A 13,321-nucleotide genomic window follows, 5' to 3' on the forward strand; every position below is an offset into this window, starting at 1 on the left:
GATTCAAGGAGGGAAGAAGGTGGCAGGGATATGCCGGGGAGAAATCGCAGGCAGGTGCGTACAGCGTCAGCGTTCTTCAGGGCGCAAGCGAACGATCAGCGAACTGCGGATGCGTGGGCCGTGTTCGGCGCTCAGTTCGGCGCGGATCCACGGAATCGTCAGCCAGCGGGTACGGTGGGCGTTCTGCCAGCTTTCGCCGGGAAAGCGCATGTCGCCGCTCAGCTTGCCGTTGAGCATGAGCAATTCGATCGGTTCTTGCAGGGTTAGCGGCATTTGGGTGTGGGTTTCGCGGCCGGCAAAGAGGTCGCCCACCAGCTCGACTTCGACCGGAATCGGCGTTCCGGCCGGCAACGTGATGATCGCGGTACCGTCGGCCGGCGGCCGGGTGCGGAATTCTTCCAGGCTCAGCAGGGGGCCGTCGGGCAGGGTGCGCAAACGGCTTTGCTGCTCGATCAGCAAGGGCAGCACGACCACCACCGCGAGCCAGCCGCAGATTTGCAGCAGGCGGACGTAGGCTGGGCGGTGGCGGCCCCGGTCGAGTTGCAGCGCAAATAGCGGCAGGCCGATGGCAAACACCGAGGCCGCCAGCCAGCGCAGGCTTTGGTAAGGCAGGCCGGCGATCAGGCTGACGATGCCGATGGCGATCATCAGGCCGCCGCCCCATTCGAGCAATTCTTCCGAAAACAGGCCGTGTACGTAGAGGCCGAGACCGGCAAAGATCAGCCAGAGCGAGCAGACCATGTAGCCACCGCCGTAGAAAAACATGGCGAAGGTAGTCAGGGTGGCGAGCGCCAGCAGCAGCCACATCACTTTGAGCACCTGGCGATGGATGAAGCCCCAGGTTTCGTCGCGGGTGGCCTTGATTTTTCGTGTCCAGTGCCAGTCGACCGTGACAATCGTACCGATCACCGCGACGAGCAGCGCCAGCCAGGAGAGGGCGCGTTGCTGCAGATCGGGAATCTGCTCCGGTGTGAAAATTGACTCGGACAGGGCAAACAGCAGCCCGGCGGGGAGGCCGAGCAGCAACAGGGTGTGCCGTTCCATGCGCAGATTGCGCTGGCCGGAGGCAAGCATGGCGTGAATTGCCTGAAGTTGTTTTTGCGGAGAGTTCATGCGGATCGGGTTTTACTCTGTTTTGCAGAGTTTATTACTCTGTAAAGCAGAGTGTCAACCGGAATGCATGCGTAAAACGGCTGGCGTGACGATGCGGTCCGGGTGCGTCCAGCCGTCCGGTGCCGCTGCAGCGTTCAGGTCGTGGCCGGCGTGCGCTGCGGCCAGGTCAGCAACAGGGCGGCACTGAGAATGCCGGCAGCGCCGAGCGCCTGCGCCAGGGTCAGGCGCTCGTCAAGAAAAAGGAGGCCGAGCAGCAGTGTGATCAGCGGTTCGACCGTCGAGAGCAGGGCGGCACGGGTTGGACCGATGCGGGCCAAGCCGGCAAGGAAGGCGGCAATTGCCAGCACGCCGCCAAATACGCCAATCGCGAGACAGGCCAGCCAGCCGGCCAGCCCCTGCGGCCAGGCAAAGCCTTCCAGCCCGGCGGCCAGGCCATTGCCGGTGGCGGCGGCGAGCAGCACCACACAGGTGGCCGCCAGCGGCGACGAGTGATCGGCCTGGCGCAAAAAGCCGCTGCCGACAACATAGGCGGCATAGATCAGGGCTGCGCTCAGGGCGTAGGCGGTGCCGCTCAGGCTGAAGTTGTCGTGCTCGCCGCCCAGCGCAAGAAGCAGGCCGCCGGCGGCAAGCAGCAGGGCGAGCAGTTCGCGGCGGCCGAAGCGGTCGATGCCCAGCGCACCGGCAAACAGCGCGACAAAAATCGGGTAGGTGTACAGCAGTAAGGCGGCAAGTCCGCTGCTGGTATGGCGCAGGGCGCTGAAAAAACACCAGGCGGTGAGCGCATAAAGTCCGCCCAGGTACAGATAGCCACGCCGCACCCGGCCAGCGGGCAGGGCAATCCGGCGCAGCCCGAGCCAGCCACCGAGCAGCAGCGTACCGATGGCAAAGCGGAGAAAAACCACGGTCGCCGGGCTGGCGCCGTCGGCGTAGGCCCAGTGGGCAAACAGCGCCATGCTGCCGAAGCCGGCAGTGGAAAGCAGAATCATCAGGGAGCCAAGACCGGGCATGAGGTGGTACGCGCAAAAAGGACTGAGCGAACGATAAGGTATTGATTGATCGTGGGCAAATTGATTGTTTTTCGCTGCAAGGCGCTAAAATTTTGCGTCTATGCGGCTTTCCACGGTCGACCCGGTGTTCGGGTGAAAAAGCCCGGGCCGCTGTTGAATGGAGCTCCCCGCATGCGTCTGCCGCCCTTATCCGCCTTGCACGTTTTTCGCGAAGCCGTTCGCTGCGGTGGCTTCGCACGCGCCGCCGAAGGGCTGGCGCTGACGCCGAACGCCGTCGCGCATCAGGTTCGCCAGCTGGAGGAGTGGCTGGGGTTGGCCTTGTTCGAGCGGCATCCACGCGGGGTGACGGTGACCCCGGCCGGGCGCGATTACGCGCAGGCGCTAGGCGAGGTATTCGACCGGTTGGCCGAGGCAACGCAGGAAGTGCTGGTGCGCGGCGACCGGCAAACCGTGACCTTGACGGCGATGCCGTCGCTGATCAGCCGCTGGCTGATGCCACGCCTGGAGCGGCTGGCGGTGCAGCACCCGGAAATCGAGTTGCGGGTGCAGGCGACGATCCGGCCGCTCGACCTGATTCGGGGCGAGGCCGATATTGCGCTGCGCCTGGGCGCCGGTCCCTATCCCGGCCTGACCGCCACGCCCTTGCTGGTTGAGGATTTTATCGCCGTCGCCAGCCCGGCCTTTGTCGCTGCCCACCCGGAATTGCAGACGCCGGCCGATCTGTTGCGATTGCCGCTGCTGCACGACGAAATCGTTGCCGGTATTCCCGAGCAGATCGACTGGTGGCGCTGGCTGCGGGCGCAAGGCGTTGCCGCGCCGCGGCGGCTGCCCGGACACCTGTTTTCCCACACTTACCTGACGCTGGAGGCCGCGCAGGCCAGCCAGGGCGTGGCGCTGGCGAGTGCTCCGATGCTTGGCGACGCCCTCGCCAGCGGTCGCCTGCAAGCCCTGTTTGCCGGTGGTGCGGTACGTGGGCCGTATGCCTACCATCTGCTGCATCTGCCCGATCTGGCCGCACGTCCGGCCGTGGCGACGGTATGTCAATGGATTCGTGTCGAGGCGAGCCTGCCCGCTTGAGCCAGCGGGGAAATAGCAGTTTTTCACGGTCGACCGTTGCCAAGGCAAAAAAAGCCCGCCGGGCATGTGCCGGGCGGGCAGTAACTCTGTCTTCCGCTACGCACGAAATACAGAACAGGGATTCAAGGCTGGGAAGCGCTCAGGCTTCACGTTGCGGCTGGTGGCCGGGTTGGATCGCGTGTGCCTGGCGCGAGATCGTCCCGGCCTGGCCGGAAATCAGGCGGGCATGACCGTGCATGCGTTCGGCGGCATGGCGCAATTCGTGGGTCGAGCGGGCGTAGCGTTCCAGGGCGCGGGAAAAGTTGAGCATTGCGGTATGCATGCTGGGCTTGCTTGGTTTCATCGAGACCTCCGTTAGCGGATGGGCACTATCTTGGTGCTCGAAGATGAAAGCCTGATGACCGGGAAATGGCAGTTTGGTGGTCGTTCGCCGTCTGGCCGGGTCGGTCCTGGCAGGGGGCTGCTTCCTTCAGTTCGGGGCCTTGCTTGCTCCAGCCTGGGAGCAGGCGTCCTGGCTGGCCGCCCGAGGGGCAGCTTTAGCAGGTTTCCAGGAGATGCGGGCCGCCGGTCGCGAAAGCCTCGCGGATTGCCGTGGTCAGGGCTTGTGGCGTCTCGATGCGGCGGTAGGCCAGGCCGAAGGTTGCCGCAGCGGCGGCGAAATCGATCTGCTGCGGAGTGCGCCAGCCGGCGACGAACTCGGGCAGGCTGGCTTGCGGCAGATAATCAAAAATTCCGCCGCCGCCGTTGTTGACCGTGACAATCACCAGATTGCGCCCCTGCGCCAGCGCCAGTCCGCCCAGGTCATGCTGGGTCGTGAGGTCACCCAGCAGGGCCAGCGCGCGGCCGCGTATTGCGGCGATTCCGGCGGCGCTCGAGATATTCCCGTCGATACCGCTGGCGCCGCGATTGCCGAAAAAATCGAGCGCGGCGGGGCCGCAGCCGGAGTGACTGTCGAGTTCGCGGATGGCCAGCGAGTTGCCGATGAAGCAGGCCGTATCGTCCGGCACGCCGGCGAGGATGGCGGCGATGCGCCGGGCTGCGCAGCGACCGGACCCCGGTCGGTTGTCCAGCGTGGCTGCGGCGGAGGCCGGGTGGAGGCTCGGGGGGACGGCAGTTGGCTCTGTTTCGACCTCGGCAGCTGCGGCTGCCTCCCAGGCAGCAAAAGCAGCGCTCCAGGCAGGCGTGGCCGGCTGCAGGTCTTGCTGTAGCAAGGCTTCGCAAGCCGCCAGCGGGCTGGCGTGCAGCAACAGGTCGAGCCGCTGCTGCGGGTCGCGCCAGGCCGGCGCCGGGTCGATCAAGGCCTGCCAGCGGGCGCTGGCGACGAAATTTTGCAAGGGCCGGGTGACCGGCCAGGGGCCGATACGCAGTACCCATTCCGGCGGCGTCGCGTCCAGCGCGGCTTGCACCTGTGGTTGTTTGAGCCAGTCGGCATAGCGGACGCAGGTTCGGGCACCGGCTGCTGCCGGCGTTTGCCAATGCCGGCCAAAGCGCAGGCCGGAGAGCGGTTCGAGCAGCAGCGGGCAGCCCAGGCGGGCGGCTAACACGGTCAACGCGGCAAACAGGGCATTTTTCTCGGCGGCGCTGCGGGCCGGCAATTCGCCGCAGACAATGGCGCCGGGGCGGCCGGAAATCTGCGTGGCCAGCCGGCGGATCGCTTCCGTTTGCGGCAGTGCCGGTGGCTGGCTGAGCGACAGCACGGGGGCGGGGAGCCATGCAGGCGTCGCTCCGGCGGGGATCAGCGGCTCGTGGAACGGGAGGTTGAGATGGACCGGCCCGGCTTGTGGCCAGCTGCTTTCTTCGACTGCCCGGGCGGCGACACGCCACAGCCCCTCGGGGGAAAAGGCCTGGTCCAGAGCCAGCCGGGGGGCCGGCAAGGCGTGGCGGGCGCGGACAAAATCGCTGAACAGCGCGCTTTGTGCAACCGTCTGATTGGCACCCCAGCCCTGGATTTCCGGCGGCCGGTCGGCCGAGAGCAGGAGCAGCGGGATGTCGGCCTGGCTGGCTTCGATCACGGCCGGTAGCCAGTTGGCCGGGGCGGTGCCCGAGGTGGCGACGAGCAGCGCTGGCCGGCGGCTGGCCTTGCCCAGGCCCAGGGCAAAAAAAGCGGCACTGCGCTCGTCGATTGCCAGCGTGCAGCGGATGCCGGGGGTGCGCAGCAGGGCAAGGGTCAGCGGGGTCGAGCGCGAACCGGGGGAAATCACCGCTTCGTCGATTCCGGCGGCGACAAAGCCGGCGATCAGGGCTTGCGCCGACAGGTAGTTCAGGGTGCCGATATCCATGGGCAGGTTTATTCGCTGGGTTTGGCGGCGGCGAAGGCCGGCAGGGTGATGTGGTAGCGCATTGCCAGCAGGCGCAGCCCCAGGGTTACCGCCATGCCGCCCCAGGCGGCGCTCATTGGCGTCAGTCCGAGCTGGCCGAGGCCAATCACGGTGAGCGCGCCGAGCCAGGCCGCCGAGGCGTACAACTCGCCCTTGCGGAAAATCAGCGGCACGTCGTTACAGAGAATGTCGCGCAGCACGCCGCCAACCACGCCGGTCGTCATGCCCATCAGGCTGGCAACCAGCCAGGGGGCGTGCCATTGCAGCGCGACCTGGGTGCCGAGCGCGGTAAACAGGGCCAGACCGACCGCGTCGGGAATCAGGAACAGCCGTTCCGGGAGGCTGAAGCGGCGGGCGATGAAGAAGGTCAGCGCGCCAGTCGCGAAGCTGGTCAGCAGGTAGGTCTGGTCGACTACCCAGAAGACGTTGCGGTCGAGCAGCAGGTCGCGCACGGTACCGCCGCCGAGTGCAGTGGCGGTGGCTACCAGCAGCGCGCCGACCAGATCCATCTCCTTGCGTTGCGCATCGAGCACGCCGGTTAGCGCATTGACTGCGACGGCGGCGATGCCCAGCCAGTACAGGAAGAGGTCGAGGCTGAGGTGGGGCGGCATCGACGGCGGGCCGCGCGGTTTAGCGCTGGCGTTCCTTCATCGCCCGTTGGGCTTCGCGCTTGGCGTCCTTTTCGGCGGCATCGTGGCGCTTGTCGTGCTGCTTCTTGCCCTTGGCCAGACCGACTTCGAGCTTGATCCGGCCGCGCGTGTAATGCAGGTCGATCGGCAGCAGAGCATAGCCGGAGCGTTCAACCTTGCCGATCAGCTTGTTGATTTCGGCCGCGTGCAGCAACAGTTTACGGGTCCTGGTCGGGTCCGGGTTGACGTGGGTCGAGGCGGTCGGCAGCGGCGTGATGTGCATGCCGATCAGGAAAATTTCGCCATTCTTGATGACGACGTACGATTCCTTGATGTTCATCCGGCCGGCGCGGATCGCCTTGACTTCCCACCCCTGCAAGGCAATGCCTGCCTCGTACTTCTCTTCGATGAAGTAGTCGTGAAAGGCTTTCTTGTTGACGGTGATGCTCATGCTGCCGGTCGTCCGATAAAACGCCCAATCTTACAGGATTCGCCTCGGCTGCGGGAGCAGCCTCAATCAAGTGTCGCGTCGAAGCTGCGGATCAACGCCTGCGAACAGTCGCGCAGTTTTTCGATTGCCGCAGCAACCTGCCCCGGATCGGCGTCGCCGAGGCAGCGACAGAGATGACGGGTCTGCTCGTGCAGTTGCTGCATCTGATTGGCGCAGACTGCCGGCGCCTGGGCCAGCAGCGGCGAATCGCTGATCCCGTCCGGGTCGCGCTGGCGGCCGAGGGCTTGCAGCCAGTCGTGATGCTGCCGGCGCAGGGTCAGGTGGCGCAGCAGGACCGGTTGCCACGGTCGCCCCGCCCATTCCTGCCATTCCGGGAAAACCCGGAAACGCTGGCGCCAGGCCATGACCTCGCCGGCCGGCATCGGGCGGCCGATACCGTAGCCTTGGGCCACTCCGCAACCGAGGCTGGCCAGCAGCATCCCGTGTTCCAGGGTTTCGACGCCTTCGGCGACTACCCGGCGTCCGAGGGCGTCGGCAATGCCGACGACTGCCTGCACAATGGCGGCATCGCCTTCGCGTTCGAACAGGTTGCGCACGAAGGTCTGGTCGATCTTGACCGTGGCCACCGGCAACTCGCGCAGATAGGCCAGCGACGAATAGCCAGTACCGAAATCGTCGAGCGAGAAACCGAAACCGGCCTGCTGGGCCGAGGCAACCAGCGAATTGACGTGATGCAGGTTGGCCATGGCCCCGGATTCGAGAATCTCGATGTCCAGGTGTTGTGGGCTGGCACCCGGGAGATCGGCAACGGCCGTATGCAGGCGATGCAGGAAATCCGGCTGCTGCAGGTGCAGAGCCGCGATATTGACCGAAATTTGCGTGCGCAGCCCGCCGGCCTGCCAGGCGAGCGCCTGGCGCAAGGCTTCGCGCATCACCCATTCGCCAATGTCGACAATGATCTCGTGTTGTTCGGCTTCCGGCAGAAAGTCGCCGGGCGGGATCAAGCCCAGCTCGGGGTCGATCCAGCGCAGCAGGGCTTCGAAACCTTCGAGCCGGCCGCTGGCAATCGCTACCTTGGGTTGGTAGTAGAGAACGAACTGATTTTGCCGCAAGGCCTTTTCGATGCGCGACAACAAGGTGCGCCGCTGCCGCGCAGCCTGGTTCTGGTTGGCATCGAAATAGCGGCAGCGACCGCGCGCTTCGTCCTTAGCTCGGTACATCGAGACTTGCGCATGGCGCAGCAGTTCGCCGGCATCGGCATCGTCATCGGGAAAAATAGTGACGCCGAAACTGGCGGCAACGCGAATCGGGCAATCCAGCCCATCGACCGTGAACGCTTCGGCAAACAGTTCGATCAGGCGGTTGACCTGGGTTTCGGCGGCTTGCCAGTCGCGCAGGTCGGAGAGCAGCAGTGCGAATTCATCGCCGCCGACCCGGGCCAGCAGCGCCCCGCCCGGAGCGCGTCGGGATAGACGCTGGGCGACGGCGAGGATCAGGTGGTCGCCATGATGTTCGCCGTGTGTTGCGTTGATCTCGCCGAAATTGTCGATGTCGATGTAAACCACGGCCAGCGCCGAGCCGAGGCGGCGGGCGCGATGAATCGCAGTTTCGAGCTGGCGGGTGAAGTAGGTGACATTGGGGAGGTCGGTCAGTGCATCGTAATGCGCCATGCGTTCCAGACGCTTCTGGAAACTCTTCAGCTCGTGGATGTCGGTATAGATCGCGAAATAATTGCTGATCAGGCCGTCTCCGTCGCGGACCGCGCCGATCCGTACCAGGTCCAGTTCGACTTCGCCGCTCTTGCGGCGATTCCAGATTTCGCCCTGCCATTCGCCGGTGCGGGAAATGTCTTCCCACATTGTTTCGTAGAAGCGCTGGTCGTGCAGTCCGGAGGGCGAGACCGGCACCTTGCGACCGACCACCTCGGCCCGGGTGAAGCCGGTGATGGTGGTGAAGGCATCGGTGCAGTCGAGTACCTGCAGGGCCGGATCGGTAATCAATACGCCATCGCGGGTGTTGGCCAGTACCTGGGCGTAGAGTTTCTGCCGGTTGAGCGAGTCCGAATAAGAGTCGACCACATGCTGGTAGGCTTGTTCGTAGTTACGGCAGAAAACGACGGCGCGGGCCAGGTTTTCCAGCACCGGAGCGAACAGTTCGGTATAGGGCAGCGGCGCCGGACCGGCCGGATTGCCGAACAGCAGGATCACCCCCTGGTCGCCAACCGGCAGGCGGATGGCCTGCCGGCGCGGGGTGCGCAGCTCAAGCGCGGCCCATCTCGCGGGCTGGTCGAGCAAGGCAGGGCCGCCGCAAAGCAGGTCAGCGGGCAGCGATAGCGTCGTTCCCTGGCGACGGCCGAGGGCAAAGTCGCCAATTGCCAGGCGCAGGTCGGCGAGGCAATGCTCCGGCTCACCTTCCGGGGGGCCAATCCGCTCGAAAAACAGTCCGACCGGATAGCCGGTGTGGTACAGCAGCCGTTGCAGAAAGTGCGTCAGCATCGGCGTCAGCGACATCTGGCCGCTGATCGTCAGTGCCAGGTCGTAAAGAATTGCCAGCGCCGGGGCGCCGGCACCGTGCGGGCTGCCAGGTTGGGTACTCAACGCCCCGGCCATGGCACGTCGACCAGAGTAGCGTTGTGGAACAGCGGGTAGCCACCGGAGCGGGAGCCCCCGATTTCTCCCAGCGACAAGGCACCGCAGAGGCTGCCTGTGCTGGCGGCAAAAGCCTGCAATTCTTCTTCGGCCAGGGGGCCGGCGTGCATGCGGCGACCTGCGCAGTAGAACAGCAGTTGTCCGCTGCCCGGCACGGGCGCGGCAGTCTGCAGCGCAGTGACGGCCCGGCCGATGCCGTCGCGGGCGTCGAGCAGGGTCAGGACCGAGTTTTCCGGAATCTCGCCGACGCAGACGATGGCGTCGGTCACATCGAGGGCTACCGGGATGCGAACCAGAATTTCGCCGTCGGCACGCAGAATGCCGAAGGGGAAATGCACCGCATATTGATAAAAATTCTCGCGGTTGACGACCACTCCGTAAGCTTCGGCAAGAATCCGCTGGTATACCTGCAGCGCCGGTTGCCAGTCGATCTGGACAATCCGGTTGCCGCGGGCCGAGGTTGCCGAAATGACCTGTTCGGGAACGCCATAGGCGTGTTCCAGGCGGCCGCCGGGATGCCCTGGCAGTAGTTGTACGAGCAGGGCATCGCCGACAAAGCGCTGATTGTCGAACAGGCACGGTGCCGGCTCGAAGCGTTCATTTCCGGCGTTGACGCCGAGGTAGCGAACCCGGTCGGCGAGTTTCAGGTACCACTGGTCGAGATGCGTGGCGATATTCGGCGTCAGGGCATCAAAAATGCAGAACAGGGTGGCGTCCTCGTCGTCGCTGAGGCGGCTGAGAACATGCTCGAGCAGTTCCTCAGCGACGGCGGCAGGCGCCGAGCCGGCACCAACGCCGGTCAGCAGCAAGGCTTGCGGTGCATCGACAACGCGCAGCAGCTGGACGCCTTGAGTAACGAACCGGTCTTTTTCGATCAGGGCTGGAAATACCCCGCCGGCCAGAGTAATCCCGCGTTCGTTGCAGGCAGTCTGCAGCAACGGCACCGCAGCACGCTCGGCATCCGGCAGCAAGGCCAGCAGGTGGAAGGGGTGGTCATCGCGCAGCCAATCGTCGAGCAAGGCAGAAAGTGCCGCGTGGCTGACTTCGGGCAGGTGGCGGCAGCAATTTCCGGGGCAGGACGGGGAACTGGTCATGGCAATTGGGAGGGTGGGGGAAAGAGTGTCCGGCAGGCCGAAACCCCTAATGGCAACAAGGATAGCTTTGGCCGTTGCGGTTGTGAACTGGCGGCCTGCTGCGTTGTGCCGATGGGTAGCCGGATCGGGCGCTTGCGCATAGAATGCGCCCCTGACTTTTGTTGCAGGAAATCGCTGACCCATGGCCCTCGTCGAAAAATCCGTATTGATCGAACGCTCGGCCGAGCAGATGTTCGAACTGGTGGATCGTTGCGAGGACTATCCGGCCTTTCTGCCCTGGTGCGGCAAGACCGAGCTGAAGTTTCGCGATCCGGCTAAAACGGTGGCCACGCTGCATATCAATTACCACGCGGTGAAGTCGAGTTTTACCACCGAAAATGACAAGCTGTTCCCGCAGTCGATGCATATCCGTCTGGTCGATGGACCTTTCCGTCGTCTGGAGGGCTCCTGGCAGTTCAGGGCGCTGACCGAGAACGCCTGCAAGATCGAGTTTCGCCTGCATTACGAATTTTCCAGCAAGCTGTTCGAGAAGGTGATCGGCCCGGTATTCAGCCATATTGCCAATACCTTCGTGGATGCTTTTGTGCGGCGGGCGGCGCAAATTTACGGAAACTGAAGAAAATGGCCGAAAGCGAAAAGATTTCTGTTGATGTCTGTTATGCGCTGGCGAGCAAGCAGGAGGTCGTGACCGTCTCCCTGCCGGCTGGCAGTACGCTGGGTGATGCACTGGAGGCCAGCGGCCTGCTGGAAAAATATCCCGAGATCGATCTCAAGAAAAACAAGTTCGGGATTTGGAACAAGCTGGCCAAGGTCGATGCTGCGCTGCGGCAGCGCGACCGCGTCGAAATCTATCGGCCGTTGATTGCCGATCCCAAGGAGGTCCGCAAGCAGCGGGCGGCCGAAGGCAAGGTCATGAAGAAGGGGGCTGGCGAAGGCGAGGGTGCCGAGGCCTGAGCCAGGCAGGCGCTATTTGCAGCTTTCGCCAACCATTTCGCGTAAGCGGATAATTTCCTGCTGCCGCTCGGTGTCGTTCATCAGCGCTCCCTCGCCGCGATCGTCAAGACTGCTGACTTCGCGCCCCGACTCCAGTGTTGCCAGAGCCTGGCGTGCCCGTTCGCAAGTTTCGCGGCGCTGCCGCCTCTGGGTGCTTTCGCGCTCGGCACGGGCTGTGCTGTCTTCGGCTTCACGGCGGCGCTTGCGGAACTCCATTTCACGTTCGGCGAGGTCGCCCGGAGGCGCGCTGGGGGCGGCGATGCTGCGACTGGCAGTGCCTTTCGGTGGCGGCGCATCTGAAATCACGGTCCGTCCGCCAGCATCTTTCCATTGGTAGGTCTGCGCTGTGAGCGGGGCTGACAGCGCGAGCAGGATGCAAAAAAGCGGCTTGACAGGCTTCATGGCTATCGGGAATTCGGCTTAATCTCTGTATAATACGATTTTGTGACCTTGGATTAAAGGCCATGCGACTGCTGCAAAAAGCCCTCACTTTCGACGACGTCCTGCTCGTCCCTGCACATTCCCAAGTCCTGCCGCGCGATGTCAGTCTTGCTACCAAGCTGACCCGCAACATCACCCTGAACATGCCGCTGCTGTCTGCCGCGATGGATACCGTCACGGAAGGCCGTCTCGCCATTGCGCTGGCTCAGGAAGGCGGTATCGGTATCATCCACAAGAACCTCTCCGCCAAGGCTCAAGCGGCCGAAGTGGCCAAGGTGAAGCGTTTCGAGTCCGGCATCCTGAAGGATCCGTACACGGTCCAGCCGAACATGACGGTTCGCGACGTGCTCGAAATCACCCGCCAGCACCGGATTTCCGGTCTGCCGGTGGTGGACAAGGCCGGCAAGGTGGTCGGTATCGTGACCAACCGTGATCTGCGTTTCGAGACCAATCTCGATCAGCCGGTCAAGGCCATCATGACCCCGAAGAAGCGCTTGGTCACCGTCAAGGAAGGCGCCAGTGTCGACGAAGCCAAAGAACTGATTCGCAAGCACCGTCTGGAGCGTGTGCTGGTCATCGACGATGAGTTCAGCCTGCGTGGCCTGATCACCGTCAAGGACATCCTGAAGTCCACCGAGCACCCGCTGGCCAACAAGGATGCGACCGGTCGCCTGCGTGCCGGCGCTGCCGTCGGTGTCGGTGCCGGGACCGAAGAGCGCGTTGAGCTGCTGGCCGAAGCCGGGATCGACGTGATCGTGGTCGATACGGCGCACGGTCATTCCCAGGGCGTGCTGGATCGCGTCAATTGGGTCAAGAAGAATTTCCCGCATATCGAAGTCATCGGCGGCAACATCGCCACGGCCGATGCAGCGCGTGCTCTCGTTGATATGGGTGCCGACGGCGTCAAGGTCGGTATCGGCCCGGGCTCCATCTGTACGACCCGCATCGTGGCCGGTGTCGGTGTGCCGCAGATCACCGCCATTCAGAATGTCTCCGAAGCCCTCAAGGGATCCGGCGTGCCGATGATCGCCGACGGTGGCATCCGTTACTCCGGCGACATTGCCAAGGCGATCGCTGCCGGCGCCAATGCCGTGATGCTGGGTGGCCTGTTCGCCGGTACCGAAGAGGCGCCGGGCGAAGTCGAGTTGTTCCAAGGCCGTTCCTACAAGTCCTACCGTGGCATGGGCTCGCTGGGTGCCATGCAGGCCGGTTCTTCCGACCGCTACTTCCAGGACAACACCGCCAACGTCGACAAGTTCGTGCCCGAGGGCATCGAAGGCCGCGTGCCGTACAAGGGCTCGGTCCTCGCTGTCATCCATCAGCTGATGGGCGGCCTGCGTTCCTCGATGGGCTACCTCGGTTGCGCCACCATCGCCGATGTGCATGATCGTGCCTGTTTCGTCGAGATTACCTCGGCCGGCATTCGCGAATCGCACGTGCACGATGTGCAGATCACCAAGGAAGCACCGAACTATCACCTCGATTGATCGCTTCGGCATTCTGCAGGGCGGCTCAAGGAGCCGCCCTTTTCATTCAAGGATTCACTTTTC

Annotated in this window: 13 protein-coding genes; 4 read left to right on the plus strand and 9 right to left on the minus strand. The window is 64.1% G+C overall.

What is annotated here, in order from left to right; all coding sequences use genetic code 11:
• Window positions 1-66 precede the first annotated feature (66 nt).
• On the minus strand, window positions 67-1,113 hold the full coding sequence (locus tag VX159_RS07805) for a hypothetical protein (RefSeq protein ID WP_371325408.1): 1,047 nt from the start codon (window positions 1,111-1,113) through the stop codon (window positions 67-69).
• Window positions 1,114-1,247: 134 nt separating this feature from the next.
• Window positions 1,248-2,099, minus strand: coding sequence for a DMT family transporter (locus VX159_RS07810; RefSeq protein WP_371325409.1), 852 nt, complete (start codon window positions 2,097-2,099; stop codon window positions 1,248-1,250).
• A gap of 192 nt (window positions 2,100-2,291) precedes the next feature.
• Here VX159_RS07810 and VX159_RS07815 point away from each other — a divergent pair, with 192 nt between their 5' ends.
• Window positions 2,292-3,197 carry a LysR substrate-binding domain-containing protein gene (locus VX159_RS07815; RefSeq protein ID WP_371325410.1) on the plus strand — a complete coding sequence of 302 codons (906 nt, stop codon included), beginning with the start codon at window positions 2,292-2,294 and terminating at the stop codon, window positions 3,195-3,197.
• Between the two features lie 139 nt (window positions 3,198-3,336).
• Here the strand turns inward: VX159_RS07815 and VX159_RS07820 are convergent, their stop codons facing one another.
• From VX159_RS07820 to VX159_RS07845, 6 genes are all read right to left on the minus strand, one after another.
• Window positions 3,337-3,540, minus strand: a complete 204-nt coding sequence (locus VX159_RS07820; protein WP_371325411.1) for a hypothetical protein — start codon at window positions 3,538-3,540, stop codon at window positions 3,337-3,339.
• A gap of 193 nt (window positions 3,541-3,733) precedes the next feature.
• Window positions 3,734-5,476 (minus strand): 2-succinyl-5-enolpyruvyl-6-hydroxy-3-cyclohexene-1-carboxylic-acid synthase, encoded by a 1,743-nt coding sequence (gene menD, locus VX159_RS07825; RefSeq protein WP_371325412.1) that lies wholly within the window; start codon window positions 5,474-5,476, stop codon window positions 3,734-3,736.
• An 8-nt stretch (window positions 5,477-5,484) separates the two neighbouring features.
• Entirely contained in the window at window positions 5,485-6,126 is a 642-nt protein-coding gene (locus VX159_RS07830; RefSeq protein WP_371325413.1) for a trimeric intracellular cation channel family protein, read from the minus strand.
• A gap of 19 nt (window positions 6,127-6,145) precedes the next feature.
• Window positions 6,146-6,595, minus strand: coding sequence for an SsrA-binding protein SmpB (gene smpB / locus VX159_RS07835; protein ID WP_371325414.1), 450 nt, complete (start codon window positions 6,593-6,595; stop codon window positions 6,146-6,148).
• Between the two features lie 62 nt (window positions 6,596-6,657).
• A complete protein-coding gene (locus VX159_RS07840) occupies window positions 6,658-9,192 on the minus strand; it encodes a putative bifunctional diguanylate cyclase/phosphodiesterase (protein ID WP_371325415.1) in 2,535 nt (844 codons plus the stop codon).
• Complete coding sequence (locus VX159_RS07845; protein WP_371325416.1) at window positions 9,189-10,337, minus strand: FIST signal transduction protein; 1,149 nt, start codon at window positions 10,335-10,337, stop codon at window positions 9,189-9,191. Before VX159_RS07845 ends, VX159_RS07840 begins: the two co-directional genes overlap by 4 nt.
• 181 nt (window positions 10,338-10,518) lie before the next feature.
• Here VX159_RS07845 and VX159_RS07850 point away from each other — a divergent pair, with 181 nt between their 5' ends.
• Together VX159_RS07850 and VX159_RS07855 are read left to right on the plus strand one after the other, a co-directional pair.
• The gene (locus VX159_RS07850; RefSeq protein WP_371325417.1) at window positions 10,519-10,953 is read left to right on the plus strand and encodes a type II toxin-antitoxin system RatA family toxin; all 435 of its coding nucleotides are present in this window, start codon (window positions 10,519-10,521) and stop codon (window positions 10,951-10,953) included.
• Between the two features lie 5 nt (window positions 10,954-10,958).
• Window positions 10,959-11,291 (plus strand): RnfH family protein, encoded by a 333-nt coding sequence (locus VX159_RS07855; RefSeq protein WP_371325418.1) that lies wholly within the window; start codon window positions 10,959-10,961, stop codon window positions 11,289-11,291.
• Window positions 11,292-11,303: 12 nt separating this feature from the next.
• Here VX159_RS07855 and VX159_RS07860 read toward each other — a convergent pair whose 3' ends face one another.
• On the minus strand, window positions 11,304-11,732 hold the full coding sequence (locus VX159_RS07860; RefSeq protein ID WP_371325419.1) for a DUF4124 domain-containing protein: 429 nt from the start codon (window positions 11,730-11,732) through the stop codon (window positions 11,304-11,306).
• Between the two features lie 62 nt (window positions 11,733-11,794).
• On the opposite strand from VX159_RS07860, the gene guaB reads away from it, so the two are divergent.
• A complete protein-coding gene (gene guaB, locus VX159_RS07865; RefSeq protein WP_371325420.1) occupies window positions 11,795-13,258 on the plus strand; it encodes an IMP dehydrogenase in 1,464 nt (487 codons plus the stop codon).
• The last annotated feature ends 63 nt before the right edge of the window (window positions 13,259-13,321 follow it).

Source organism: Dechloromonas sp. ZY10, assembly GCF_041378895.1.
GTDB classification, from domain to species: Bacteria; Pseudomonadota; Gammaproteobacteria; order Burkholderiales; family Rhodocyclaceae; genus Azonexus; species Azonexus aquae.

Bases quoted from the DNA above. Each gene is read 5' to 3' on its own strand.
- VX159_RS07805 (WP_371325408.1), bottom strand. From the start codon at position 1,113: ATGAACTCTCCGCAAAAACAACTTCAGGCAATTCACGCCATGCTTGCC.
- VX159_RS07810 (WP_371325409.1), bottom strand. From the start codon at position 2,099: ATGATTCTGCTTTCCACTGCCGGCTTCGGCAGCATGGCGCTGTTTGCC.
- VX159_RS07815 (WP_371325410.1), top strand. From the start codon at position 2,292: ATGCGTCTGCCGCCCTTATCCGCCTTGCACGTTTTTCGCGAAGCCGTT.
- VX159_RS07820 (WP_371325411.1), bottom strand. From the start codon at position 3,540: ATGAAACCAAGCAAGCCCAGCATGCATACCGCAATGCTCAACTTTTCC.
- menD (WP_371325412.1), bottom strand. From the start codon at position 5,476: ATGGATATCGGCACCCTGAACTACCTGTCGGCGCAAGCCCTGATCGCC.
- VX159_RS07830 (WP_371325413.1), bottom strand. From the start codon at position 6,126: ATGCCGCCCCACCTCAGCCTCGACCTCTTCCTGTACTGGCTGGGCATC.
- smpB (WP_371325414.1), bottom strand. From the start codon at position 6,595: ATGAGCATCACCGTCAACAAGAAAGCCTTTCACGACTACTTCATCGAA.
- VX159_RS07845 (WP_371325416.1), bottom strand. From the start codon at position 10,337: ATGACCAGTTCCCCGTCCTGCCCCGGAAATTGCTGCCGCCACCTGCCC.
- VX159_RS07850 (WP_371325417.1), top strand. From the start codon at position 10,519: ATGGCCCTCGTCGAAAAATCCGTATTGATCGAACGCTCGGCCGAGCAG.
- VX159_RS07855 (WP_371325418.1), top strand. From the start codon at position 10,959: ATGGCCGAAAGCGAAAAGATTTCTGTTGATGTCTGTTATGCGCTGGCG.
- VX159_RS07860 (WP_371325419.1), bottom strand. From the start codon at position 11,732: ATGAAGCCTGTCAAGCCGCTTTTTTGCATCCTGCTCGCGCTGTCAGCC.
- guaB (WP_371325420.1), top strand. From the start codon at position 11,795: ATGCGACTGCTGCAAAAAGCCCTCACTTTCGACGACGTCCTGCTCGTC.